Origin of the sequence: Brevibacterium sp. CT2-23B (assembly GCF_013168765.1) — a bacterium.
GTDB classification, from domain to species: Bacteria; Actinomycetota; Actinomycetes; order Actinomycetales; family Brevibacteriaceae; genus Brevibacterium; species Brevibacterium sediminis.
Window position 1 is genome coordinate 15,430 of record NZ_JABBYK010000009.1, and the last position, 23,942, is coordinate 39,371.

The 23,942-nt window shown below is 64.9% G+C and carries 21 protein-coding genes and 1 pseudogene; 14 read left to right on the top strand and 8 right to left on the bottom strand.

Features of this window, described 5'->3' with window-relative positions; genetic code table 11:
• Positions 1-4: 4 nt before the first annotated feature.
• The 3 genes from HIM68_RS18205 to HIM68_RS18215 all read right to left on the bottom strand — a co-directional run bounded on the left by HIM68_RS18205 (position 5) and on the right by HIM68_RS18215 (position 1,906).
• Positions 5-538, bottom strand: coding sequence for an O-acetyl-ADP-ribose deacetylase (locus HIM68_RS18205; protein ID WP_172175131.1), 534 nt, complete (start codon positions 536-538; stop codon positions 5-7).
• 91 nt (positions 539-629) lie between these two features.
• On the bottom strand, positions 630-854 hold the full coding sequence (locus HIM68_RS18210; protein WP_039207979.1) for a sulfurtransferase TusA family protein: 225 nt from the start codon (positions 852-854) through the stop codon (positions 630-632).
• Complete coding sequence (locus HIM68_RS18215) at positions 851-1,906, bottom strand: YeeE/YedE family protein (RefSeq protein ID WP_172175134.1); 1,056 nt, start codon at positions 1,904-1,906, stop codon at positions 851-853. The genes HIM68_RS18210 and HIM68_RS18215 overlap by 4 nt, the downstream gene beginning before the upstream one ends.
• Before the next feature lie 206 nt (positions 1,907-2,112).
• On the opposite strand from HIM68_RS18215, the gene HIM68_RS18220 reads away from it, so the two are divergent.
• Both HIM68_RS18220 and HIM68_RS18225 read left to right on the top strand, forming a co-directional pair.
• Positions 2,113-3,513, top strand: a complete 1,401-nt coding sequence (locus HIM68_RS18220; protein WP_253904064.1) for an MmgE/PrpD family protein — start codon at positions 2,113-2,115, stop codon at positions 3,511-3,513.
• Positions 3,514-3,582: 69 nt separating this feature from the next.
• Positions 3,583-4,419 (top strand): phosphosulfolactate synthase, encoded by an 837-nt coding sequence (locus tag HIM68_RS18225; protein WP_139907072.1) that lies wholly within the window; start codon positions 3,583-3,585, stop codon positions 4,417-4,419.
• Positions 4,420-5,047: 628 nt separating this feature from the next.
• Here the strand turns inward: HIM68_RS18225 and HIM68_RS18230 are convergent.
• From HIM68_RS18230 to HIM68_RS18240, 3 genes are read right to left on the bottom strand one after another with little or no spacing between them, the layout of a single operon-like run.
• Entirely contained in the window at positions 5,048-6,358 is a 1,311-nt protein-coding gene (locus tag HIM68_RS18230) for a signal peptidase I (protein ID WP_216657263.1), read from the bottom strand.
• Between the two features lie 32 nt (positions 6,359-6,390).
• The gene (locus tag HIM68_RS18235) at positions 6,391-7,089 is read right to left on the bottom strand and encodes a SipW-dependent-type signal peptide-containing protein (RefSeq protein ID WP_172175140.1); all 699 of its coding nucleotides are present in this window, start codon (positions 7,087-7,089) and stop codon (positions 6,391-6,393) included.
• A 17-nt stretch (positions 7,090-7,106) separates the two neighbouring features.
• Entirely contained in the window at positions 7,107-7,712 is a 606-nt protein-coding gene (locus HIM68_RS18240; RefSeq protein WP_172175143.1) for a SipW-dependent-type signal peptide-containing protein, read from the bottom strand.
• A gap of 288 nt (positions 7,713-8,000) precedes the next feature.
• Between HIM68_RS18240 and HIM68_RS18245 the strand changes: the two genes are divergently transcribed.
• The 12 genes and pseudogenes from HIM68_RS18245 to HIM68_RS18295 all read left to right on the top strand — a co-directional run bounded on the left by HIM68_RS18245 (position 8,001) and on the right by HIM68_RS18295 (position 20,036).
• Positions 8,001-9,185 carry a 4-hydroxybenzoate 3-monooxygenase gene (locus tag HIM68_RS18245; protein WP_172175145.1) on the top strand — a complete coding sequence of 395 codons (1,185 nt, stop codon included), beginning with the start codon at positions 8,001-8,003 and terminating at the stop codon, positions 9,183-9,185.
• A gap of 63 nt (positions 9,186-9,248) precedes the next feature.
• A complete protein-coding gene (gene pcaH, locus HIM68_RS18250; protein WP_172175148.1) occupies positions 9,249-10,073 on the top strand; it encodes a protocatechuate 3,4-dioxygenase subunit beta in 825 nt (274 codons plus the stop codon).
• A complete protein-coding gene (pcaG, locus tag HIM68_RS18255; RefSeq protein WP_172175151.1) occupies positions 10,066-10,650 on the top strand; it encodes a protocatechuate 3,4-dioxygenase subunit alpha in 585 nt (194 codons plus the stop codon). The genes pcaH and pcaG overlap by 8 nt, the downstream gene beginning before the upstream one ends.
• Before the next feature lie 6 nt (positions 10,651-10,656).
• Positions 10,657-12,027 carry a lyase family protein gene (locus HIM68_RS18260; protein ID WP_172175154.1) on the top strand — a complete coding sequence of 457 codons (1,371 nt, stop codon included), beginning with the start codon at positions 10,657-10,659 and terminating at the stop codon, positions 12,025-12,027.
• A gap of 44 nt (positions 12,028-12,071) precedes the next feature.
• Positions 12,072-12,857 (top strand): annotated as a pseudogene (locus HIM68_RS19115) (alpha/beta fold hydrolase); the annotation flags it as partial.
• A 93-nt stretch (positions 12,858-12,950) separates the two neighbouring features.
• Complete coding sequence (pcaC, locus tag HIM68_RS19120) at positions 12,951-13,376, top strand: 4-carboxymuconolactone decarboxylase (RefSeq protein ID WP_253904074.1); 426 nt, start codon at positions 12,951-12,953, stop codon at positions 13,374-13,376.
• A 108-nt stretch (positions 13,377-13,484) separates the two neighbouring features.
• Positions 13,485-14,696 (top strand): MFS transporter, encoded by a 1,212-nt coding sequence (locus HIM68_RS18270; protein ID WP_101546367.1) that lies wholly within the window; start codon positions 13,485-13,487, stop codon positions 14,694-14,696.
• Between the two features lie 100 nt (positions 14,697-14,796).
• Positions 14,797-15,531: a peptidylprolyl isomerase gene (locus HIM68_RS18275; protein ID WP_172175160.1), complete on the top strand. Its 735-nt coding sequence runs from the start codon at positions 14,797-14,799 to the stop codon at positions 15,529-15,531.
• Positions 15,532-15,731: 200 nt separating this feature from the next.
• Positions 15,732-17,168 (top strand): MFS transporter, encoded by a 1,437-nt coding sequence (locus tag HIM68_RS18280; RefSeq protein WP_216657264.1) that lies wholly within the window; start codon positions 15,732-15,734, stop codon positions 17,166-17,168.
• Positions 17,169-17,439: 271 nt separating this feature from the next.
• Positions 17,440-18,237 (top strand): transporter substrate-binding domain-containing protein, encoded by a 798-nt coding sequence (locus HIM68_RS18285; protein WP_172175163.1) that lies wholly within the window; start codon positions 17,440-17,442, stop codon positions 18,235-18,237.
• A gap of 228 nt (positions 18,238-18,465) precedes the next feature.
• Positions 18,466-19,260, top strand: coding sequence for an amino acid ABC transporter permease (locus HIM68_RS18290; RefSeq protein ID WP_172175370.1), 795 nt, complete (start codon positions 18,466-18,468; stop codon positions 19,258-19,260).
• On the top strand, positions 19,257-20,036 hold the full coding sequence (locus tag HIM68_RS18295; RefSeq protein WP_301539230.1) for an amino acid ABC transporter ATP-binding protein: 780 nt from the start codon (positions 19,257-19,259) through the stop codon (positions 20,034-20,036). The genes HIM68_RS18290 and HIM68_RS18295 overlap by 4 nt, the downstream gene beginning before the upstream one ends.
• Positions 20,037-20,051: 15 nt before the next feature.
• On the opposite strand, the gene HIM68_RS18300 is transcribed toward HIM68_RS18295, so the two are convergent.
• Positions 20,052-21,068: a proline racemase family protein gene (locus HIM68_RS18300; RefSeq protein ID WP_172175166.1), complete on the bottom strand. Its 1,017-nt coding sequence runs from the start codon at positions 21,066-21,068 to the stop codon at positions 20,052-20,054.
• A 12-nt stretch (positions 21,069-21,080) separates the two neighbouring features.
• The gene (locus HIM68_RS18305; RefSeq protein ID WP_172175169.1) at positions 21,081-23,903 is read right to left on the bottom strand and encodes an aminotransferase class I/II-fold pyridoxal phosphate-dependent enzyme; all 2,823 of its coding nucleotides are present in this window, start codon (positions 23,901-23,903) and stop codon (positions 21,081-21,083) included.
• Between the last annotated feature and the right edge of the window lie 39 nt (positions 23,904-23,942).

Below are 23,942 nucleotides of genomic sequence, written 5' to 3' on the forward strand. Positions count from 1 at the left end.
GACATCACCACTGATCGTGGTCGAAGACCTGGCAGAACACGCTGGTCATCTGATCGCTGAAGAGAACGAACTGGACGTCGTCGATCGATTCCCAGCGGCCGCGCGATCGTCCGTCGACGATGACGGAGTGAGCCGCCTCGGCGACGCCCCTGGGCGACCAGCCGTAGACTCCGCCGCCGATGGCCGGGAACGCGATCGAAGAGGCTCCGAGCTCCTCGGCGAGGTTGAGGCTTGATTCGAAACAGGACTCGAGGATCTCAGGATCAGCCTCGCCCGCGTTCCGATTCGGTCCGACCGTGTGGATGACCCAGCGGACGGGCAGATCCCCCGCCGAGGTGGCGACGGCCTGACCCGGCGGCAGACCGCGCACATGGGTGGTCTGCCTGACCTCGCGGCAAGCTTCGAGGAGCGCGGGACCGGCCGCGCGGTGGATGGCTCCGTCAACTCCGCCGCCACCGAGCAGCGAAGAATTCGCGGCGTTGACGATCGCGTCGACGGCCACCTCGGTGATATCGCCTTCGAGAACCGTGATCTTCATGTCTTGAGTCTAGGCATCGGCACTGACATTGCACATCGGCCGGCGCAGCTTTGCAGCTGCGCCGGCCGATGGGGTTGGCATCTCCTGCGATTCAGGCCTTCTGGACGGTGATGGTCCAGCTCGCGTCGGTGACTCGGTCGAAGTGGGTGACGGGGTAGCCGTTCTCGGCGGCCCACTGCGGGATCGCCTCGGTGGCCTGGGTGCAGTCGAAGTTGATGACGAGTTCGTCACCGGCTTCCAGACCGGTCATCGCGTCCTTGGCTTCCACGAGGGGGAAGGGGCAGACCTGGCCGTCGGTTTCGAGTACTTGTTTCATACTGTCCTGCTTTCCGCCGCGGGCGCTGTGGCCTGCGACTTCTTCGGTTTGATGGAGACCTTGGCGGCGATTCCGGAGCCGACGATCATGAAGACCATCGACACCCAGCCTTGGTATTCGAACTGTGCGGTCGAGACCATCGCGTTGCCGACGGTGCAGCCGCCGGCGATGGCTGCGCCGACGCCCATGCCGATTCCGCCGATGATCGACTTGATGATCACGCTCTTGTCCGGCACGCGGACCCGGAACTCGCCGGAGGCCTTTGCTGCGATGAAGGAGCCGACAAGGATGCCGATGACGAGCATGACGCCCCAGTCGATGAGCTGCGTGTCACCCGTGGTGAGGTATCCGACGAGGTTCGCCGAGGGGGTGGTGATGCCCAGACCCGAGTTGCGGCCCGTGGCGGCGGAGAGCGGCCAGGCGATCGTGGCGATGATGCCGATGACCACGGCTGTGGCGAAGGGGTTCCAGCGCTTCTCGGTGAGCAGGTGCGCCAGGCCTGTCTTGCGCGGAGGCAGGGTGGCCATCGGAGTCTTGAGTTTGCGGGCATGGTGGACGGTCAGCCAGATCGCCACTGCAGAGATGATGGCGACGAAGAGCCAGGGGCTCATGCCGGTGCTCGCCTGCAGGCTGCCGTTGTCCAGGGTGATCCCGCGGATGCCCTCGGTGAAGCCGGCGAGCGGGCCGAGCTTCATCACCGCGGAGAAGAGGGCGTAGAAGATGAGGGCGAACCAGCTGCCGACGAGTCCTTCACCGGCCCGGTAGTAGGTGCCAGTCGCGCAGCCTCCGGCGTAGACCATGGCCCAACCGAAGATCAGTCCGCCGACGATCGAGGCCAGCCATGGGAACGGCGTCGCCTCGAGGGTGATGACTCCGAAGCTGTTGAGCAGGAACAGGCCGATGGAATGCACGGCGATGAGCACGATGAGGGCGGAGAACCAGCGCGTGTTCCCCGTCAGCGTGAGGTCACGGAAGGCGCCGGTCACGCAGAAACGTCCTCGCTGGAAGACGAATCCGAGGACGAGGCCGACGATGAGTCCGGTGATGATCATTGAGCTGCTTTCTGTTCACGGCAGGTTCGCGGACGAACACAACAACCGTCCATTTTGCTCAACAATCAATGATCAGTCAACCACGGCCGGGCACAGCGCCTCCCACTCAGCCCGATGTGACTCAGGTCTCACCATAAGTATCTTGACGTCAAGATACTTATGGAGTCATTATTTAGGTACGCCTTACCTAATAAGGAGGGGTCACAATGAAGGTCACAATGGACCAGCACCACGCACCGACAGAGGTGCAATCACTCGCTCAGTTCGTCGCCGATGCCTCGCTGGACACGCTCAGCGATACCGCCCTCGAACAGCTCAAGATCCGCGTCCTCGACACCGTCGGCGTCGCCATCGGCGCCCTGGACGCTGCCCCGCTGCAGGAGATCAGAACCCTCATCGAGGACCTCGGGGACGGACGCGGAGCCACGCTCATCGGCGGGGGCCAGGCCAGCCCTGATCACGCCGCGTTCTTCAATTCCGCCCTGAGCCGATATCTCGACTTCATGGATGCCTACCTGGCCAAGGGCGAAACCAACCACCCGTCGGACAATATGGGCGCGGTCCTCGCGGCCGCGGAGCTGGCCGACGCCTCGGGCGCGGACTTTCTCACGGCCTTCGCCGTGGCTTATCAGATCCACACCCGGCTCTCGGATGTCGCACCGGTGAGAGACCTCGGCTTCGACCACACGACACAGGGCGCTTTCGCTGCGGCGGCCGCCTCGGCGAAGGCACTGGGACTGGGCGTCGAACAGATCGCGAATGCTGCCGCCATGGCCGGCACCGCGAATGTCGCCCTCAGGGTGACGCGCACGGGCGACCTCAGCCATTGGAAGGGACTGGCGTATCCGCACGTGTCGAAGGAGGGTGTCTTCGACGCACTCCTTGCCTCACTCGGAATCACAGGCCCGGCCGAGGTCTTCGAAGGCAACAAGGGCTTCAAGGCCCTGGCCGGAGACTTCGAGCTCGACTGGTCTGCAGAGGATCTCGAGAAGGTCACGGACACGATCATCAAGAAGCACAATGCGGAGATCCATTCGCAGTCGGCCCTCGACGCCGCACAGGACGTCCGCTCCCAGGAGGGATTCCGTGCCGATGCCATCGCCAGCGTCGAGCTGACGACCTTCGATGTCGCATACTCGATCATCGGCGGCGGCGAAGAAGGCGACAAGCGCTCCATCCGCACGAAGGAGGAGGCCGATCATTCGCTGCCGTGGATGCTCGCGGTCGTCCTCCTCGACGGTGAGCTCAATCCGGCGCAGTACGAGACTGAACGGATCGTCGCCGACGATGTCCAGGACCTCATGCACAAGGTCACGATCACTCCCTCCACGGAGTTCAGCGATCGGTTCCCCGAGCAGATGTGCGCCGACCTCGTCGTCACTCTCGGCGATGGGACCCAGTTCCGTGCGAACACCGACGACTATGAAGGTTTCACCACGCATCCTCTCGACTGGACGGGAGCCCGGAAGAAGTTCGATGCCCTGACGTCCCCCTTCGCCGAGGCGGACCTGCGTGACGAAATCGCCGACCTTGTCCACGACCTCGAGAACCATCAGATCCGAGAGCTGACCGCGGTCCTCGCGCACGTCCCCCAAGCTCGCAGCTGAGGCTGCGTCACCTGCCGGAGAACCCGGCACCCCGTCGGCGACCGCCGACACCCGAAGAAAGGAAAGACCATGTCGAACGCCATCGATTTCGATGTGTCCATGAACTTCGTTCCCCGCGCCCACCGCTCGGCCAAACCCCGCACCATCGGGATGACCGAGATTCGCGCCCCGTACTACTCCACTTTCGGCACCCGACATCTGCAGGACGTCTTCGATGTCGCCGGTCAGTGGGTCGACGGCATCAAGTGGGCGGGCGGATCGTTCTCGCTCGTCCCGGCTGATCAGGTGAAGGCCTTCAGCGACATCGCTCATGAGAACGGGGCGTACGTGTCCTCGGGCGGATGGATCGAGACGGTCCTGCGCTACGGAGATGACGCGGTCGATCAGTATCTCAAGGAGGCCAAGGAGGTCGGCTTCGACGTCATCGAGATCTCGACCGGATTCATCATGCTCCCGACCTCGGGCCTTGAGCGTCTCGTCGAGAAGGTCGTCAAGGCCGGGCTGAAGGCGAAGCCGGAGCTGGGCATCCAGATTGGCTCCGGCGGAGACTCCGGTGAGGCCGAACTGGCTGCGGAGTCCGCAAAGGACATCGGCGATCTCGTCGACCGCGGCAAGCGGGCGCTCGATGCCGGAGCCTCGATCATCATGATCGAATCCGAGGGCATCACGGAGAACGTCGACGAATGGAACACCGCCGCGGCCGCCTCGATCATCAACGGTCTGGGCCTCGAGAACGTCATGTTCGAAGCTGCGGACGGACCGGTCTTCGAGTGGTACATCAAGAACTACGGCAACGAATGCAACCTGTTCGTCGACCACTCGCAGATCCTCCAGCTCGAGGGCCTGCGCCAGAACATCTGGGGCAACAAGTCCACGTGGGGACGGGTGATCAACCCACGCCCGTGAGGCGGTAATGCTCCATACGTGTGCGGGTGTCCCCGAGATCGGACACCCGCACATCAGCCAGTACGAAAGATCGTCAGAGCCCAGAATCACGTCAGATTGCGACAGTTTCCGCCGATTCCACCCAGCAGCCCGGCGTTACTCGCGACAGAGGCAGATGTCGAAACCCAGCCGCTGGCATGTTTGGCCTGAAAGGCTATCTCCAATTCGGATCCGAGTCCGAGCAATCCGCCGAGTAGGTTGGTAGGCACGTCTGTCGTGTACGATCCATCGCTGTTCGAGGTCGTGCTCGATGTCAAATTGAAGCCGGTGATCGGTGCCAGGACGGACCCAAGACCGCTCGTAGATGCAGTGACGACGATGTTGCTGAGTGAGTAGCCCGCCGGAGGCCTCCAATAGACTCGCACACTAGCACCGACACCAAGAAGACCCGGACGGAACTGGCACTTGCCGGTCAACACCGGTGCCGGGACCTTGCCCGCAGTGAACTCCCCCTGGCTCATCTTCGAATCAGTCCACCCGGCCAGCGTGCCATTCACTGCAGCTGGACCCGCGACGAGGGCGAGCAAGGCGACGACTGCCAACAGCAAACGAGCACGTTTCCATGATGGTCGCGGCGAGGTTCTGCCCCTCATGACACCCTCGCCTTCCTGGTTCGCGAAACGATCGCAGAACCGATGACGACGAGCAGGAGCGCTACGAGCAGAATCCACTGCCAACCATCGATTCCGGTCCACGGCAGCTCGCCGGAACCGCCGCCATCGGCCGCGCCATCAGAATCAGAGCCGGAATCGCCCGGCGCGCCAGGATCACTTGGGTCCCCGGGATCTCCTGGACCTGTCGAAACCTTGTCGCCGAGTCCTTCCGCCAGCACGCGCACACCCGCCGTGGTGCCAGCTACCGCGCGAACATCAGCGTCGGCTGCGAGAGTCGCCGTTATCTCGATTCGGCGGGAGTCATAACTGTCCATTTCCAACAGCTTGTGCTCGCCATCGGCGGCGGGCTCCAATTCACTGAGTAGCATTCCGCGAATCAACATTTTCGAACCACTTGGACACGGGGCCTTCGCTTCAGTCATCGCGCATTCCCGCACATCGATCGACAGCGAATCTGCCAGAGCCTCCGCCCCTGCCCCCGACCCGACTGAGACCGTTATGACTCCCGGTTCGGAGGCGTGGGTCCAGATATCAACCGTCCATGTGGCCGAGCTTCCGGGACTGAGGTTGCGCATCTTCTCGGCATCACCGAAGTCGCGCATACGCAGGATGTCATCTGCCGCATCTGATGACACGGAGAGGGAATGATCCGCGTTTGCGGACAGAGCATCCTCGGCGAACGACACCCCTGGCACGATCTGCCCACCCACAGCCACGGCCAACACCACCGGCAGCGCGATGGCATGCCGCGGTGACCGCGTTCGGGGGTGGGCCGCCTCGGCGAGGGTCTCGTCGTCATCCTCATCTCGCCGTGGCCAGAATGCCCACACGACGAGGAGGCTGGCCGCGATCGTGATGCCGCCGAGCAGGAACGGGTTGCGCCACTGTTGAAGGATCGGGGCAACCCCGGGAACGGAGAACATCACCGTTCGGACCGTCTCGGCGGTGTAGGGGTCCGGGTCTTTCTCGGCGTTCGCGTCGCCCTTCATCTCGAAGGTCACGGCACCGGTGGAGTCGTCAATACGCTGGATCTCAGTGATGCGATGGGTCACCGGTAGGACCTTCTCCCCGCGATCGACGGTGACGATGTCGCCGACCTTCATGTCCTTTGCGGGGATCTCACGGACGAGCGAGGCCGATCCGGCCGGGATCGTCGGACTCATCGAGCCGGTCTTGAACATGATGATCGATACGTTGAAGACGAAGCTGAGGATGACGAGCACGATGCAGACCACGCCGAGGACGGCGAGGATGTTGAGCACAGTCCCGCCCAGCAATGAACCCACGTTCCTCTTGCGTGTCATAGAGCCCGCCATGGTCAATTCCCGGGCGCGGTGGACTCGGCTGTGAACGTCCAGGTGTGGCCCGCCTGCAGACCTTGGGCAGAGCTCGGAGCGTTGCCTGCCAGTGTTACCTCGAAGCAATAGTCCTGGACCGACGCTGAGGCGGCTTTGAGGGTCTGGGTGGTGTCGGCTGTGGGCGTGGAGCTCAGCGGGATTGCAGCAGCAGCGCTGCCGAAGACGAAGGTGCCCGGACCAGGAAAATTCCCCGCATTACAGGTGACACCCGACGTCGATCGGGCCACGGCTCGGTATGTGAGTGCAGAGGCAAAGGCATTCGGATTGGAGATACCGCGTGCTGAGACCGTGAGCTTGCCGTCGATCGACGTATTCGACGTGGTGCGCACTGACACCGGCGCGTAGACCTTCTGCCCCGGGTACATGTTGCCCGCATTGAAGGTCATCTCATTCGTGCCGTTCCATTCGCCGCCGGCCCGGAGCTCGATATTGAACCGCCCGGCTTCGAAAGACCCGGAGACCTCTTCCGAGTCCGTCCACGCGGCGACCGTGGCCGTCGCGCCTACGCCGAAGACGAGGCCGCCAGCGAGAATCGCCTTGATGCGGCGGCCTCGCAGCCGCTGTCGCTGACGCAGCTGCCGTCGGCTGACCGGGCGGGCGTCCACAGACACCCGCCGGGACGAGAAGAATCTAAACAGCGTCGGCAGAAGCGACCTCATCGATCAGCTCAGCGTCGTCATTCGGCCGAGGTGGCGGTGAACTGCCACTGAGCGGTTGTGTTCTGCCCCTGCTCCAGCGAGTCACCGGCAGTGACCTGGAAGCACAGCGTGACCGGGTCACCGGTCGCGGCGTCTGCGCCCGCGGTGAGGTTGAAATCAGCAGCGCCCGTGGTCGAATCCAGCGCGGTTCCCGCCGGCACAACCGAGGTACCCGTTGCGGAGGCCGAGCAGTCCCCCACTGAGGCAACCTGGACGATCGCGTAGGACAACGCCGCAGCATTGTCGCCGTCACCAGCCGCCGACTCGAGAGAGACTGTCGCGTCGTAGCTCGTCGGTCCGTCGAGGCGCAGCACGAAAGGCGCCGCCACGGTATCGCCGGGCGACATATTGTCACCACCATCGAGGTCGAAGGTCAGCGCTGCGGCACCACCTTCGCTCTCATGGTCAGCGAATGTCGTTCCGTCCGTGCTGCCCTGGACGTTGAATGAACCTGCGCCGAAGACACCTTCGGCCCATTCGTCGTCGGTCCAGGCCGCCAGCGTCACGGCAGCGCCGACGCCGAGGACGATGCCACCGGCGAGGATGGCTTTGAATTTGCGCGAACGCGTGGTCTTTGTGGTCACTGGGGACTCCTCATTGTCGGGCGCTCCAGCGCCTTGTCACGATGAAATATTGTGGGGAATGACTTCATGATGACTCATGAATTACTTTCGTAGAACTTTTTTCCATCACTTCTGTAATCTGTTATCGAAAAGTGACTTTGGGAAGTAATGCCCAAAAGCGCCACACCGATAATCCCGTTGGCCCCCTCCACCCACCCCAACCCCCTCCTCCCATTCATTGAGAACGTCGTCGCCTCGCGTCCGTGACTGGGCGCACACTGTTCAGAAGAGACAGGCAAGGAGGCCAAGGTGGCACAACTTCAGACAGACGTCGCAATCGTCGGAGCCGGACCCGCGGGGCTCATGCTCGCGCACCTGCTGCACAATGCAGGCATCGAATCCGTCGTCATCGACAACCGCAGCCGCGACGACATCGCCCACACCCACCGCGCCGGCATCCTCGAAGCAGGATCCGTGCGCATGCTCGAGGCCGCAGGCGTCGAATCGCGCGTCCACACGGACGGGCACCGCCACGACGGAATCGACATTCGAGTCAACGGCTCTTCGAACCACTTCGACTTCCCCGAACTCGTCGGCGAATCCGTCTGGCTCTACCCCCAGAACGAGATCTTCGTCGACCTCTCGGCCGCCCGCGAACGGACCGGCCGTCCCACCTATTACTCGGTCACGGACACCCGCCTCGGCGATGTCGAAACCGAACGTCCCTGGGTCACCGCCACCACTTCCGACGGCGACGAACTGCGCGTCGACGCCCGCTACGTCGTCGGCGCCGACGGCTCCCGGGGACCATGCCGCTCGATGATCCCCGACGGCACCCGGCAGCGTTTCTTCCACGAGTACCCGTTCGCCTGGTTCGGCATCCTCTGCGAAGCCCCGCCCAGCCACGAAGTCCTCATCTACTCCCGCTCCGAACGCGGCTTCGCACTCATCTCCCAGCGCTCAGACAATGTCCAGCGCATGTACTTCCAGGCCTCCCCCGACACCGATGTGGCCGAATGGTCCGACGATCGGATCTGGACCGAACTCCAGGCCCGCGTCGACGGCCCCGACGGGTTCGAACTCAAGACCGGGCCGATCTTCGACAAGACCGTGCTCCCCTTCCGCTCGGCCGTGACCGAGCCGATGCAGCACGGTTCGATGTTCCTCGCCGGCGACAGCGCCCACACCGTCCCGCCGACCGGAGCGAAGGGCCTCAACCTCGCCTTCGCCGACGTCGCCGTGCTCGCGCCGGCCCTCATCTCGGCGCTCAAGGACTCCGACGCCGAGGCGCTGGCCGGCTACTCGCAGACCGCGACCAAACGCGTGTGGAAGGCCCAAAACTTCTCGTACCAGATGACACGGATGCTCCACACCGACCCGACTCAGGATGACTTCGAAACGAAGCGCAGCCTCGGCGAACTCCGGTCCATCCTCGAATCCGACCACGGTCGCCGCTACCTGGCCGAGTGCTACACGGGCTGGCCGCACGGCTGACCCGCACCCCCCACCGACCCCACCACGATGTCAACCGACGAAGAGACGAAGAAAGGTTCGACGATGAGTCAGCACCAGTCCTCGGAGAACGATGTTCAGACTGTGAAAGGCCCCGACGACGCAGCCGAGTCCCAGGCGACGCTGTCCGCCGAGATCGAGAGCATCGAAGCGCAGTACAAGCAGGACATCGCCGGCGGCCAGAAGCCCGAGACCCAGCCGCGGCTGGACTACCGGCCCTACCGGTCATCGATCCTGCGCCACCCGACGAAGGATCCCCGCCACACCGACCCCGAGACGATCGAGCTCTTCTCCCCCGCCTTCGGACATCGGGACATCGGCACCCTCGAATCGGATCTGACCATCCAGGCCGACGGCGAACCCATCGGCGAGCGCATCCGCGTCACCGGTCGGGTCCTCGACGGCGAAGGACGTCCCGTGCGCAACCAACTCGTCGAGATCTGGCAGGCGAACTCGGCCGGACGCTATATCCATAAGCGCGACCAGCACCCGGCCCCGATCGACCCGAACTTCACCGGCGTCGGCCGCACCCTGACCGGCGACGACGGCTCCTACTCGTTCACGACGATCAAACCGGGCCCCTACCCGTGGAAGAACCACCACAACGCCTGGCGACCGGCCCACATCCACTTCTCGCTCTTCGGATCCGAATTCACACAGCGGATGATCACCCAGATGTACTTCCCCGGGGATCCGCTCTTCGCCCTCGACCCGATCTACCAGTCGATCACCGACGAAAAAGCGCGCGACCGCCTCGTGGCGACCTATGACCACAACATCACCGAACACGAATTCCTCATGGGCTACAACTGGGACATCGTGCTCACCGGCGCCAACCGGACCTGGATGGAAGAAGAGGACGATGACTGACACCCCCACGACCCCTGATCTCACGCCGACCCCGGGCCAGACCGTCGGCCCGTTCTACGGCTACGCGCTGCCCTTCGAGCACGATAATGAGCTCGTCCCGCCAGGCTCGGCTCGCGCCGTGCAGCTGACGGGAACCGTCTTCGACGGGGCCTGTGCCCCGGTCCCCGATGCCATTCTTGAGATCTGGCAGCCCGATGAGCACGGCGCTGTCCCCCGCGAGACGGGATCGCTGCGCCGCAACGGCTTCACCTTCACCGGCTTCGGCCGCGCCGCCGTCGACCCGGAAGGCGAGTTCAGCTTCTCCACGGTCGATCCCGGCCCCACCGAAGCGGGCAAGGCACCCTTCATCAGCGTCGTCATCTTCGCCCGAGGGCTGCTCAACCGGCTGTTCACCCGCATCTATCTGCCTGAGGACACCGCGGCACTGGCCGCCGACCCGCTCCTGTCCTCGCTCGACGAAGACGAGCGCACCCGCCTCATCGCCACTCGAGGGGCTGACGGATCGCTGCACTTCGACATACGGTTGCAGGGTGAGGAGGAAACTCCCTTCCTCCGATTCCCCAGCCACGAGGACTGAAGCGACATGACCGACACCGCCCACACCCGGTTTCTCTTCGCCCCCGGCGATCTGCGCGGATCCGAAGCCATCGACGACGCCGCGTTCATCACCGCGATCGGCCAAGTCGAGACCGCATGGATCGTCGCACAGGAACGGGTGGGGCTGGTGTCGTCGGAGATCCGCGCCGAGGTGGCCGCCGCCATCGATGCCACGATCCGCACGCTCACGGACGATCACACCGAACTCGAATCCCTGGGTGAGGCCGCCGAATCCGGCGGCAACCCGCTCATCCCGTTTCTCGCCCGCGTCCGCTCCCGACTCTCCCCCGAAGCCTCACGATGCCTGCACCGGGGGCTGACCAGCCAAGACGTCATCGACACGGCGATCGGCCTGCTCGTCTCCCGCGTCGTGCGGCAGATGCAGGCCAGGCTCGAAGTCATCGGTGCCTCCCTCGTCGAACTCTCCGACGCCCACGCGAAGACCTTGTGCCTGGCCCGCACCCTCACCCAACCGGCCCTGCCGACGACCTTCGGCCTCAAGACCGCCGCCTGGGCCGCCGAGGTCAATGAAGTCCAAGGCCAGGCACCCTACGTCGACTATGTGCAGGTCGGCGGGGCCGCTGGCACCCGTGCCGCGATCCGTTGGTTCGCCGGCGACTCCACCGAATCCCTGCTCCGCGAATTCCACGTGCAGATGTTCGGTCCCGACGCGGCACTCACCCAGATCCCCGTCCCTTGGCACACCGATCGCGTTCGCATCCTGTCTTGGGGCTCCCACCTCGCCCAATGCGTCACCGTCGGGGCCTCCATCGCCCGCGATGTCCTCATCGGCGTGCGCCCCGAGATCGGTGAGCTGTCCCTGGCCTCCACCGGCGGATCCTCGACGATGCCGCACAAGTCGAACCCCACCTCGGCGGTGCTGCTCCACCGCAACGGAATGCGCGTCCCCGGATCACTGTCCACCCTGACCACGGCCGCCGCCGAAGCCATCGAAGAACGCTCCGACGGTGCCTGGCATGCCGAATGGCCGGCCCTGTCCGAGCTCATGACCCTGGCGATCTCCTCGCTCATCATCCTCGACGAGATGATCGCGGGCCTGCGCGTCAACGCCGAAGCCATGCGCGCGAACCTCGACGCTGCCTCCCCCGGGATCTATGGGGAGAAGCTCGGCATCGTCTTCGGCGACCGGATCGACAAAGACACCCGCGCAGCCATCATCGCCCCCGGATCCGACCCTGTCGCAGAACTTCGCGCCGAGATCGGCGACGAGGATGGAATCGAGGAATTCTTCACCCCCGAGTCCTACCTCGGTGAAGCAGAGGACATTCGCCGCACCATCCTGGCGACCATCGACAGTTCCGGACCGCAGGAGATCGACCTGCCGTCCTTCGACTGAGACCCGTATTCCGACTTAAGAGCCGACCGAAGAAAGTGACATCCATGGACCTCACCGCATCCGTCCTTGCCGCACCCGCCTCCCCCGCCACCGATGCCCGAGTGCTCGTCGTCCTGCCTTCGCTGGGTACCTCCGTAGCAGCTCTGTGGCAGCAGGCCGCCACCGAATTGACCGCGCTCAGTCCGGAGACGACGGTCATCGGCATCGACCTGCCCGGTCACGGTCGTTCGGTTCCGATCGACGTCCCCGCGGGGACGTCGGTGGCCCCGCGAGTCACGATGTCCGACCTCGCCGAGGCGGTCCTGGGCACCCTTGATCGGGTCCTTCCCGATGTGGCCGCCCCTGGCGCTCCCGTCGACCTTGCCGGCGATTCGATCGGCGGAGCAACGGCCCTGCAGCTGGCGCTCGATCACGGCGACCGCTTCGGCCGCATCGCCGTCTTCTGCACGGGCGCGAAGATCGGTGAGGCTTCGGCCTGGGAGGAACGCGCCCAGACGGTGGCGACCTCGGGCACCCCGACTCAGGTCATCGGTTCGGCACAGCGCTGGTTCGGGGAAGGGTTCATGGACCGGGAACCGGAGGCCTCGGCTGCGCTTCTTCATTCGCTGCAGGACGCCGACCGCTTCTCCTATGCTTCCCTCTGTTATGCACTGGCCGACTTCGATGTCCGCGCGCGACTGCCCGAGATCACGCGTCCCCTGCTCGCAGTCGCGGGTTCACAGGATCAGCCGACTCCGGCGACGAAGCTCGCCGAGATCGCAAACGGAGTTCCCGGGGCGCTGTTCGAGGTCATCGACGGCGCCGCTCATCTCGTGCCGGCCGAGGCTCCGGTCGTGACCGCGGGCTTGCTCGCTGACTTTCTGCAGGGCAAGGGACTCGGCGCAGGGGCCGGCGGAGCCGCTTCCACCGATGCCGGTCCCGAGCTGCCGACAGCCTCGGGGCCGCGGGAGGCCAGCCGCGACGACGTGCGCGAGGCGGGAATGGCCGTGCGACGGCAGGTGCTCTCCGATGCCCATGTCGACCGCGCGAATGCGAAGGTCGACGATTTCACGAGCGACTTCCAGGACCTCATCACCCGCTACGCCTGGGGTGAGATCTGGACCCGGCCGGGCCTCGAGCGGCGGATGCGCTCGGCGATCACGCTCACTGCGATGATCGCAGGTGGCCACGAGGCGGAGCTGGCGATGCACGTCAAGGCTGCGCTGCGCAACGGGCTCACCCGCGATGAGATCAAGGAGGTCCTCCTCCAGTCGGCCATCTACTGCTCCGTGCCGAGCGCGAACACCGCCTTCTCCGTCGCCTCGCAGGCTCTGGCCGAATACGACGCCGAGGAAGCGAACGTCGACTGAGGCTGTTCGAATCGTCACATTGGGTACCTGAGGGGTTCCGAGGAACCGCTGTGGGCAATAGGCTGGTGCGGTTGCCTCCCCGATCCCGCGTTTCCTTGAAGGAGCCCCATGAGTGATGCCCCGGTCTCCCGCGGAGTCTACAAGTTCGCTGTCTTCGCCTTGGCGATCGGCGCCTTCGCCATCGGGGTGACCGAATTCGCGACTATGGGCCTGTTGCCGATGATCGCCGAGGAGCTGGGCATCACGGTCCCCCAGGCCGGGCATGCGGTGTCGTTCTATGCGATCGGCGTCGTCGTCGGCGCACCCCTGATCACGACCATCGCCGCGCATATGGATCGCAAGCTGCTGCTCCTGTGCATGATGGGTCTCTTCGCTCTGGGCAACCTCGCCTCGATGCTCGCCCCGACAGCCGGGCTGTTCAACATCGCACGCTTCGTCTCCGGACTGCCGCACGGAGCCTACCTGGGCATCGGAGCCGTCGTCGCCGCCTCCCTCGTCCCGGCCAACCGCCGCGGCCGAGCCATGTCACGAGTGATGCTCGGCCTGACGATCGCGAACATCTTCGGCGTGCCCTTCGCCGCGGCACTCGGCAATATGTTCGGATGGCGCAGCGCCTACGCCCTCGTCGCCGCGCTCGGAGTGCTCACCGTCATCATGGTCGCAGTCGGCGTTCCGCGCGTGAAGCTCGGCGCGGTGCCCTCGGCCCGCGGTGAGATCAAGGCGCTCGGACGCGTGCAGATCATCCTCACCCTCGTTGCCGGCTCCGTGGGTTTCGGCGGAATGTTCGCCGTCTACACCTACATCACCCCGACGATGACCGACGTTGCCGGCGTCCCCAGCGTCGCGATCCCCTGGGTGCTCGCCGTCTACGGCCTGGGCATGACCGCCGGATCGCTGATTGCCGGACCCCTGGTCGACAAGTCCATCGAGCGCTCGGCGACCGGCGGCATGATCCTCTCGGCTCTCGTGCTCGCCGCGTTCGGCGCCTTCACCCACATCGCGGCCATCGCCATCATCGCACTCTTCCTCATCGGCATCTCCGGGTCGATGATCACCACGGCCCTGCAGATGCGTCTGTTCCGCGAATCCCATGACGCCCCGAGCCTGTCCGCGGCCATGAACCATGCCGCCTTCAACCTCGCCAATGCGCTCGGCGCGTGGCTCGGCGGAATCGTCATCACCGCCGGCCTCGGCTACCGTGCACCGGCGTGGGTGGGTGTGGGCCTGTGCGTGTCCGGGCTCATCGTCATCTCCGTTGCGATCTTCCTTCGCCGAGGCGGCTCACCCGACCCGAGCACCCGCACCTCCGTCGAGACCTGAGTTCCGCCGAGAAACGGGCTGCGTGTCGAGAAACGGGTGTGCACGCCCGTGTCTCGACGCTCAGCCCGTTTCTCGGTGAAAGTGCCGATACGATGAACGCATGGATCACCCTGCGCCCAGTCGCTCTCATGCCCTGACCCGTCGCCCGAAACCAGCTCTGCTGCTGACCCTCGCTGCTTTCGCCGTCCTCGCCCTTCTGCTGCTGAGCGGATGCGGATCGTCTGATTCCGAAGGGGACTCCGGCGAGTCCTCCGGAAGCTCGGACTCCTCGGCCTCTGCGGGAACCTGCTCCTACCCTGCTGACTCGCAGCCGGGCGCGAAGGAAGTCGACGCTCCTGAAGAGAAGCCGCAGGCAAAAGGCAGCGTCGACGCAACCGTCGCGACGAGCGCCGGGGACCTCGCGGTGACTCTTGATGCCGACCGCGCCCCGTGCACCGTCAACAGCTTCCTGTCGCTGGCCGCGCAGAAGTACTTCGACGACACCGAATGCCACCGCCTGACCACCGAGGGCATCTTCGTCCTCCAATGCGGCGACCCCACAGGCACCGGCTCCGGCGGCCCAGGCTACTCGTTCGCCGATGAGCTCGACGGCTCCGAGACCTACCCGGCCGGCACTCTGGCCATGGCGAACTCCGGCCCGGATACGAACGGCTCCCAGTTCTTCGTCGTCTACGACGACAGCTCGCTGCCGCCCGACTACACCGTGTTCGGACAGCTGGATGAGAAGAGCACGAAGACCGTCGCGGATCTCGCTGCCAAGGGCACGGACTCCGGTGCCGGCGACGGCGCACCCAAGGAGAAGGTGACGATCACCGAGGTCACCACCGCGGACTGACCGCCCGTCCGAGTTGTCCAGAACACTTCGACCACCAAGTAATCCCAGTTAGTGAGACTCGGAAATCACGTTTTGTGAGACGAGCGTAATGTCGGTTCGTCGCCGTCGACGCTGTGCCAGACACAGCGCCGACGGCCTTTTCCATTGGCACGGACCACCCGCCCGTGCCTGCACTCACGAAACAGCGGAGCACCACCACCATGTCCACCGAAACACAGCCGGAGAATCCCTCCTCGGCACCCGGAGTCGACGACGACGCAATCGCAGCGACTCGGAAGAACAACACCCGCGGCAAGGTCCTGACCGCCTCGATGGTCGGCACCACGATCGAATTCTTCGATTTCTACGCCTACGCCACGGCCTCCTCGCTGGTCTTCCCGGCCCTCTTCTTCCCCAATCAGACATCGACGACTCAGCTGCTGAGCTCGTTCGCGATCTTCGGCGTCGCCTTCGTCGCCCGCCCCCTCGGCTCGATCATCTTCGGCCACTTCGGTGACCGCATCGGCCGGAAGAAGACGCTCATCGCCTCCCTGCTCATCATGGGCATCGGCACCTTCCTCATCGGCCTGCTGCCGACCGCCAGCACCCCGGGCTGGGTCGTCCTCGCCCCGCTGTTCCTCGTCCTCCTGCGCTTCTGCCAGGGCGTCGGCCTCGGCGGCGAATGGTCGGGCGCGGCACTGCTGGCCACCGAGAATGCTCCGAAGGGCAAGCGCGCCATCTGGGGCACTTTCCCACAGCTCGGCGCGCCCGTCGGCTTCATCATCGCGAACCTGCTCTTCGTCGCCCTCGGCACCTGGACCTCCCCCGAGGCGTTCCTCGCCTGGGGCTGGCGCATTCCGTTCCTGCTATCGGCCCTGCTCGTCGCCGTCGGCCTCTATGTCCGCATGTCGCTCATGGAGACCCCGGCGTTCCAGCTCGTCGCTCAGAAGCAGCAGATCTCGAAAGCCCCGCTTGGGCGGGTCTTCGCCACGAGCTGGAAGCCGCTCATCCTGGGCACGTTCATCATGCTCGCGACCTACGTGATCTTCTACTTCATGACCGCGTTCACCCTCACCTACGGCACGTCCCCGGCCACCCCGGAGCAGGCCCAAACCGCCGCCGAGGCGGCCGGGAAGTCCTTCGATCCCGCAGGCTTCGTCGCGGGGCTGGGTTACACGAAGAACGAATTCCTCACCTACCTCATCATCGGAGTCGTCTTCTTCGGCATCTTCACCGTCGTCTCCGGCCCCCTGGCAGAGAAGCTGGGACGCCGGAAGATGCTGCTGGGTGTGACCGTGCTCATCGCCGCCTACGGACTCGTCGTCAACGTGCTGTTCAACGCCGGCACTGCAGGAGTCATCGTCGGGCTCATCGTCGGCTTCATCCTCATGGGACTGACCTTCGGCCCGATGGCCGCGTACTTGCCGGAGCTCTTCCCCGCCAACGTCCGCTACACCGGATCGGCGATCTCCTACAACATGTCCAGCGTCATCGGTGCAGGTCCGGCACCGTTCGCCATGGTCGCTCTGTGGCAGGCCGAAGGAGGGTCGATCTTCTACTGCGGTCTCTACATCATCGCCGCGGCCATCGTCACGATCATCGCCCTGTGGCTGGCCAAGGACACCTCTGACCTCGACATGGAGGATCAGCTGAGCTGAGCCTCCGTCCGAACCTGGTCACTCATCCGAGGCCCGATCGCCGTTTTCGGCGGTCGGGCCTCGGCTCTGTGACCACAACTCACCGGCATCGCAGGTCAGCCAATCGCGAAGGCGGCAAGACTACGATTTCGTCACAACCGCCTCGGCGATCATCAAAGCGTCATAGGTGTGACCCAGTTCACGGTAGGATTCCTCTCAGACATTGCCCAGACACGGATGTCCGGGCAATCCGTTTGCGTGACGAGACCGTCACCGATCCCCTGGAGGAACCATGAAACGACGCTCGAGCCTGGCCATTGTGGCAGCCAGCGCCATGCTCGCCCTGTCCGCATGCGGCGGCGGAGGCGATTCCGAACCTGCAGCGACCGCCGAAGGCGGAGTCCCCCTGGTCAAGGAAGGCAAACTGACCACCTGCACCCATCTGTCCTACCAGCCGTTCCAGTTCGAGAAGGACGGCGAGGTCGTCGGCTTCGACGTCGACATCGTCGATGCCGTGGCGAAGAAGCTCGGCGTCGAGCAGGAGATCATCAACACCTCGTTCGAGACGATCACTTCGGGCGCGGAGTTCAACCAAAGCAAGTGCGATGTCGCGGCAGCGGCAACGACGATCACTCCTGAACGCGAAGAGGCCACGGACTTCTCCGAGCCGTACTTCGATGCGAATCAGGCGATCCTGACGAAGGCCGACAAGACTGCGAAAGACGAAAAGGCGCTCAAGGGTTTCAAGATCGCAGCTCAGGCCGGAACCACGGGACTCGACTACGCGACCGAGCACTTCAAGGACTCCGAGGTCATCACCTACGAAGATCTGCCGCTCTCACTTGAAGCGCTCAAGACCGGTCAGGTCGACGCCGTGATCAATGACAATGGGGTGCTCTACAACTACAACACCGAGAACAAGGGCTTCGCGGTCGGCTTCGACATCAAGACCGACGAGCACTACGGCATCTCGATGAAGAAGGGCAACACCGAGATGAAGAAGGCCGTGGACGACACGATCAAAGAGATCAAGGGCAACGGCGAGTACGACAAGATCTACAAGAAGTGGTTCGGCGACGCACCGAAGTGACCACTTGCGAATGGGCGGCCGGCTGCGATCTGTCATTGCAGCGGGCCGCCCGTTCGGCTGAGTTCGACCAACCTGCCTGAGTCCCAACCGACACTCACGGCACGCACCCCGGCGGACACCCCCGCCACAGCTTTTCGAAGGACAACCATGTCAGTTCCCACAGCGAGCGAGGACGGCCGCCAGACCGGCCCTGCCGTCCCGGCCGCCACCGCCACTCCGAAGGCCAAGATGAGCAAACGCCAGAAGGCGAAGCTCTCCCGTGGCATCCAATACGCCATCCTCGTCGTCATCGCGGTCCTCGTCGCGGTCTTCGCCGACTGGCCGACGCTCATCGATTCCTTCGGCCGCATCGACATCGCCACGGGCATGTTCCCTGACGTCATCACGATGGCGTTGAAGAACACCGTGGTCTACACGTTCCTCGGCTTCGCTCTCGGCCTTGTCATCGCGTTGTTCGTCGCGCTCATGCGCCTGTCCTCCGTTGGTGTCTATCGCTGGCTGGCGACGGTCTACATCGAGTTCTTCCGCGGACTGCCGGCCCTCGTGGTCTTCCTCGTTTTGGGATTCGGCATGCCTGTGGCCTTTCCCGGTTTCAATCTGCCGCAGCTCATCATCATCATGATCGCCCTCGGCCTCGTCTCCTCGGCGTATATGGCCGAGACGATCCGCGCCGGCATCCAAGCGGTGCCGAAAGGTCAGATCGAAGCCGCCCGGTCACTCGGCATGTCCTCGTCACGTGCGATGTTCACGATCGTCCTGCCGCAGGCGATGCGCATCATCCTCCCGCCGCTGACGAACGAGCTCATCCTGCTCGCGAAGGACTCGTCCCTGGCCTACATCCTCGGCTCCTCGGTCGACGGCCGTGAGCTCGCGGCACTCGGCCGCGCCGAGATCGTCAACACCGCGAACCTCACCCCGTTCATCGTCATCGCGCTGTGCTACCTCATCATCACGATCCCGCTGTCGTATCTGTCGCGGGTGCTCGAGCGCAAATACGGTTCCGCCGATTCAGGAGTGAAATGATGACCACCACCTCGCACGCGTCGACAAAGACGCCGATCATCGCGATCCGCAACCTCCAGAAGAGCTTCGGCACGAACCAGGTCCTCACCGACATCAACCTCGACGTCGTCAAAGGTGAGGTCGTCTGCGTCATCGGCCCCTCGGGCTCAGGCAAGTCGACGATGCTCCGATGCATCAACACGCTCGAGACTCCAACCGGCGGCTCGATCGTCGTCGACGGCATGGACATGACCGACCTCGATCTCGACATCGATGCCGCCCGCACCCGCATCGGCATGGTCTTCCAGTCCTTCAACCTCTTCGCCCACCTCACCGTGCGCGAGAACCTCACGATCGCGCAGACGAAGGTCCTCAGGCGATCGAAGGCCGAGGCCAACAAGGTCGCCGAGGCGAACCTCGCGAAGGTCGGGCTGTCCGAGAAGATGGAGGCCAAACCCGGTTCGCTCTCCGGCGGTCAGCAGCAGCGTGTGGCGATCGCCCGTGCACTGAGCATGGACCCCGACGTCATGCTCTTCGACGAGCCGACTTCGGCGCTGGACCCGGAGACCGTCGGTGACGTCCTCCAGGTCATGCGCAACCTCGCCGAGGCGGGAATGACGATGGTCGTCGTCACCCACGAGATGGAGTTCGCCCGGCAGGTCGCTGACCGCGTGGTCTTCATGGACGGCGGAGTCGTCGTGGAGGCTGGACCGGCCAAGGACGTCATCGGCAATCCGCAGGAGCAGCGGACGAAGGACTTCCTCTCCCGCGTCCTCCACCCCGGCCAGCTGGGCTAGGCGCGGGCCGCAGGCTCAGAGCGTGAAGCCGGCGGGGAACGGGTCGCTGGGGTCGAGCATGAACTGCGAGGTCGCGGTCAGCCAGGCGCTGCCGGTGATCGTCGGCACCACAGCCACATGTTCGCCGACTCTCGTCTCCTCGATCAGCCGTCCGGTGAACGAGGTGCCGATGAAGCACTGATTGACGAAATCCGTGTTCAGGCCCAACTGCCCACGGGCATGCCGGACGGCCATGAGCGCGCTCGTGCCTGTGCCGCCGGGCGACCGATCGAGCCAGCCGGGGTGATTGATGAGCACATGGCGGGCATCCGGCACTTCTCCATCTGGTCCGGGCTCCGTCGGCGGCGTCAGGAACACGACGTGCTCGCAGCCGCGGAATCCGGTCACCGGATGCACGGGGTCGAGCTGTTCGTTGACCGCAGCCATGATCTCGCGACCAGCGGAGATGAAGTCCTCAGCCCGGTCGCGCTCGAACGGGATGTCGACGTCGGCGGCGGAGACGAAGGCGTAGAAGTTCCCGCCGAAGCCGATGTCGCAGGCGATCGTCCCTCGCCCGGGCACCTCGACGGTCTGGTCGAGGACATGCGCATACGAGGGAACGTTGACGATGGTCACCGACTCGGCGCGACCGTCCCGGACGACCACCTCGGCGGTGATGAGCCCGATCGGGGCGTCGAGACGCACGGTCGTGACGGGTTCGACGACGGGCACCATTCCCGTCTCGACGAGGATGGTCGCCACTGCGATCGTGCCGGCGCCGCACATCGGGAGCACGCCGGTGACCTCGATGAAGAGCACTCCCCAGTCCGCGTCGGCCCGAGTCGGCGGCTGCAGGATCGCTCCCGAGAGCCACCCGTGGCCGCGGGGTTCGCACATGAGGAAGGTCCGCAGATCGTCGGAGTTCTCGATGAACCACTCCCGGCGTTCGGCCACGGACTCACCGGGGAGTGGTCCCACTCCCCCGGTGACGACGCGGACGGGCAGCCCCTCGGTGTGGGCTTCGACGGTCTGGATGAGCCGGTTGGTCTGCACGGTCGATCTCGCTCAGTTCTCCAGGACCTCTTTGAGGATGACGCGGTAGCCCTGGCGGGAGTCGTAGCCGTGGATCTCTCGGGTGTCGAGCGCGGACATGAAGTCGAGCACCTCGGCGGTGATGACCTGTCCGGGCACGAGCACCGGGAATCCGGGCGGGTACGGGGTGACGAATCCGGCTGAGACCGGCTGTTCCCCGTTCTCGACGCGGCGTCGCAGCTCATGCGGCAGCACGTGCTCGATGTTCTGGCGACGCAGACCCGCATAGTAGGCAGTGCGCAGGTCGCCGTCGGGCAGCTGCTTCGACGGATCCTCGGCGGGCACCTCGGCGGCGTAGTCGGGGGCGAAGGCCGAGAAGTCCGGCAGCGGAGGCATCACCGCGGCGGGTTCAGTCAGCGCATCCTGTTCCTGGAGTTCGTGCGGGTCGTTGAACTTCCCCGCCAGTTTGACCAGCACCTCGATGAGGTAGGCGACGGCCGAGCGTGAGGTGCCGATGTTCGTCATGAACAGCACCGTGTTCCGGCTCGTCTTATTCACCTGGATGCCGTATCGGTCCATGAGGTGTTCATGCTTGAACGTGTCCCCGTCGACTCCCGTGCCCGAGATCTCGACGGTGATGCGGCTGGGATCGACGACGAATTCGTCGCGGACCCAGGCGTCCCACATCGTCGACAGTCCATCGCGCAGCGGCATCGTCCGTTCGGTGACCCGGTACTCCTCGGGGATGAGATCGGCGGCTGTGAGCACCTTGAACGTCTTCTTCAGCAGCGGGTGACGCGCGATCGCCGAGGACAGGCTCATCGCCAGGTCGAGCTGCTTCTGCACGAGCGCGAAGCCCTCCATCTCCACCTGCCTGCGGCCGAGGTCGAGGGAGGCGAGGATCTGGTAGTTCGGCGACGTCGAGGTGTGGGTCATGTACGCCTCGTGGAAGGCCTCCTCGGCGCCGGTGGAGAACTCCTGATCGTAGACGTGGATCATCGATCCCTGGCGCAGCGCGGTCAGCGTCTTATGCGTCGACTGGGTCGCGTACACGCGGATCGTCGCATCCGGCGGGGGCAGCAGGTCCTCCTCCAGCCACACCGAATCGGGGGCGGGGGCACCGGTCTCGGGATCGAACAGGCGCTTCTGCTGCTCCCGGTACGCCGCGGCGTGGGCGTTGGTGGCGAGGTTCTCCTCGAGGGTCTCCGCGGCGACCATGGCGGTGCGCTTGCGGGTGACCGGGTGGAACCGGGCGAAGGCGAACCACGCTTCGTCCCAGAGGAAGACGAGGTCGGGTTTGATCGCCAGGCATTCTGACATGACCTTGTAGGGGTCGTAGACGATTCCGTCGAAGGTGCAGTTGGTCAGGGTGATCATCCGCACCTCGTCGAGGCGGCCGGCGGCCCGGTAGTCGAGCAGCAGCTGCTTGATCCTGTTCAGCGGCACCGCCCCGTAGAAGGCGACGTCGTTGAGCGGGTATGCCTCGAGGTAGGCGGTGCGAGCTCCGGTGAGCATGAGCGCATGGTGGTGGGACTTGTGGCAGTTGCGGTCGACCATGACGACCTCGTCGGGTGAGACGACTGCCTGGTGGACGATCTTGTTCGCCGTCGACGTGCCGTTCGTGACGAAGTACGTGCGCTTGGCGCCGTACGCGCGGGCGGCCAGCGACTGCGCCTTCTTCAACGTGTGCACCGGCGCGAGCAGGGAATCGAGCTCACCGGAGGTGGCACTGGATTCGGCCAGCAGCAGGTTGAGCCCGTAGAAGTCGACGAAATCGCCGATCCACTTCGACCCGACGACGGAGCCGCCGCGGGAGACGGGCAGCGCATGGAAGACACCGGCCGGACGGCGGGCATGCTCACGGATCGCGTCGAAGAACGGTGTGTCGTAGAGGTGCTGGATGCGGCGCAGCAGGGACAGGTGGAGTTCGAACTGGTCCTCGCGGCGGAAGACGCGACGGAACCGGTGGGTCAGGGCACCGGCGAGGCTTTCGATATGGGCGCCTGCCATGAGGTAGAGGTCAAGTTCGGGGCGCAGATTCGCCAGGGTGTCGGCCAGCCGCAGCACCCGGCGCACCGAATTGAGCGGACTCATCGGCGCCGTCGGCGACTCCTTCGTCGAGGTGTGCGCGAACTCGATGGAATCGCGCAGGTCACGGCTGAGCACCTCGCGGGTGCTGTCGGTGAAACCGGGGCGGATGACGCAGGCGAGCAGGTTCGGGTTCGTCAGGGCCGCCGCCACCGCATCGTCGGCGGTGGGCACGATGACGTAGTCGTAGATAAATTGGTCGGAGGCGTTGCGGAGTTTGAGCAGGTCGGTGTGCAGCTCATCGCGGCCGCCCTCGGTGGTCTCGTCGACGATGAGGACCTCGAAGCGAGGACGGGTGTCCTGGCGGTCCTTGAGTTCGGCGCGCTCATCCTCGGTGAGGTCGTCTTCACCGGTGTCGGGCACGGTGGTTCCCCGGAGCCGATTGACCGCACGTGTGATCATGTCGTGCGCGCGGTCGAATTCGCCGTTCGAGAGCAGGTCGGTGATCTCCTCGACATAGCGCTGACCGAAACCTGCCCAGTAGAGCTCGATCGTCTTCAGCGAACGCAGCGAGCGCCACACCTCGCCGTCTTCGGCGATCATCGAGAAGTCCCCGCCGCTGACGGCCAGGCGTTTGATCGCGAACTTCAGGTACTCCCACGCGTCCGAACGCAGCCGCCACGTACTCGCCGGCATTCCCGGATCCCGTTCGAGCTGCGCCCGGCGCGGCGTCGAGGGGGCTCCGACGCGACCGTGCCTGCGGCCGCCGCCGAGGTCGGTGGGCTCAAACTCCTGCGCCGTTGCCTGGTCGGAGTCGATTCCGGTCATGCGAGAGCCTCCTGGCTGTCAGTCTCAGTCCCCACCCCG

What these genes read in the sequence shown, in the direction of transcription:
- HIM68_RS18205 (WP_172175131.1), bottom strand. Translation starts at nt 538, where the DNA reads ATGAAGATCACGGTTCTCGAAGGCGATATCACCGAGGTGGCCGTCGAC.
- HIM68_RS18210 (WP_039207979.1), bottom strand. Translation starts at nt 854, where the DNA reads ATGAAACAAGTACTCGAAACCGACGGCCAGGTCTGCCCCTTCCCCCTC.
- HIM68_RS18215 (WP_172175134.1), bottom strand. Translation starts at nt 1,906, where the DNA reads ATGATCATCACCGGACTCATCGTCGGCCTCGTCCTCGGATTCGTCTTC.
- HIM68_RS18220 (WP_253904064.1), top strand. Translation starts at nt 2,113, where the DNA reads ATGAAGGTCACAATGGACCAGCACCACGCACCGACAGAGGTGCAATCA.
- HIM68_RS18225 (WP_139907072.1), top strand. Translation starts at nt 3,583, where the DNA reads ATGTCGAACGCCATCGATTTCGATGTGTCCATGAACTTCGTTCCCCGC.
- HIM68_RS18235 (WP_172175140.1), bottom strand. Translation starts at nt 7,089, where the DNA reads ATGAGGTCGCTTCTGCCGACGCTGTTTAGATTCTTCTCGTCCCGGCGG.
- pcaH (WP_172175148.1), top strand. Translation starts at nt 9,249, where the DNA reads ATGAGTCAGCACCAGTCCTCGGAGAACGATGTTCAGACTGTGAAAGGC.
- pcaG (WP_172175151.1), top strand. Translation starts at nt 10,066, where the DNA reads ATGACTGACACCCCCACGACCCCTGATCTCACGCCGACCCCGGGCCAG.
- HIM68_RS18260 (WP_172175154.1), top strand. Translation starts at nt 10,657, where the DNA reads ATGACCGACACCGCCCACACCCGGTTTCTCTTCGCCCCCGGCGATCTG.
- HIM68_RS18270 (WP_101546367.1), top strand. Translation starts at nt 13,485, where the DNA reads ATGAGTGATGCCCCGGTCTCCCGCGGAGTCTACAAGTTCGCTGTCTTC.
- HIM68_RS18275 (WP_172175160.1), top strand. Translation starts at nt 14,797, where the DNA reads ATGGATCACCCTGCGCCCAGTCGCTCTCATGCCCTGACCCGTCGCCCG.
- HIM68_RS18280 (WP_216657264.1), top strand. Translation starts at nt 15,732, where the DNA reads ATGTCCACCGAAACACAGCCGGAGAATCCCTCCTCGGCACCCGGAGTC.
- HIM68_RS18285 (WP_172175163.1), top strand. Translation starts at nt 17,440, where the DNA reads ATGAAACGACGCTCGAGCCTGGCCATTGTGGCAGCCAGCGCCATGCTC.
- HIM68_RS18290 (WP_172175370.1), top strand. Translation starts at nt 18,466, where the DNA reads ATGAGCAAACGCCAGAAGGCGAAGCTCTCCCGTGGCATCCAATACGCC.
- HIM68_RS18295 (WP_301539230.1), top strand. Translation starts at nt 19,257, where the DNA reads ATGATGACCACCACCTCGCACGCGTCGACAAAGACGCCGATCATCGCG.
- HIM68_RS18305 (WP_172175169.1), bottom strand. Translation starts at nt 23,903, where the DNA reads ATGACCGGAATCGACTCCGACCAGGCAACGGCGCAGGAGTTTGAGCCC.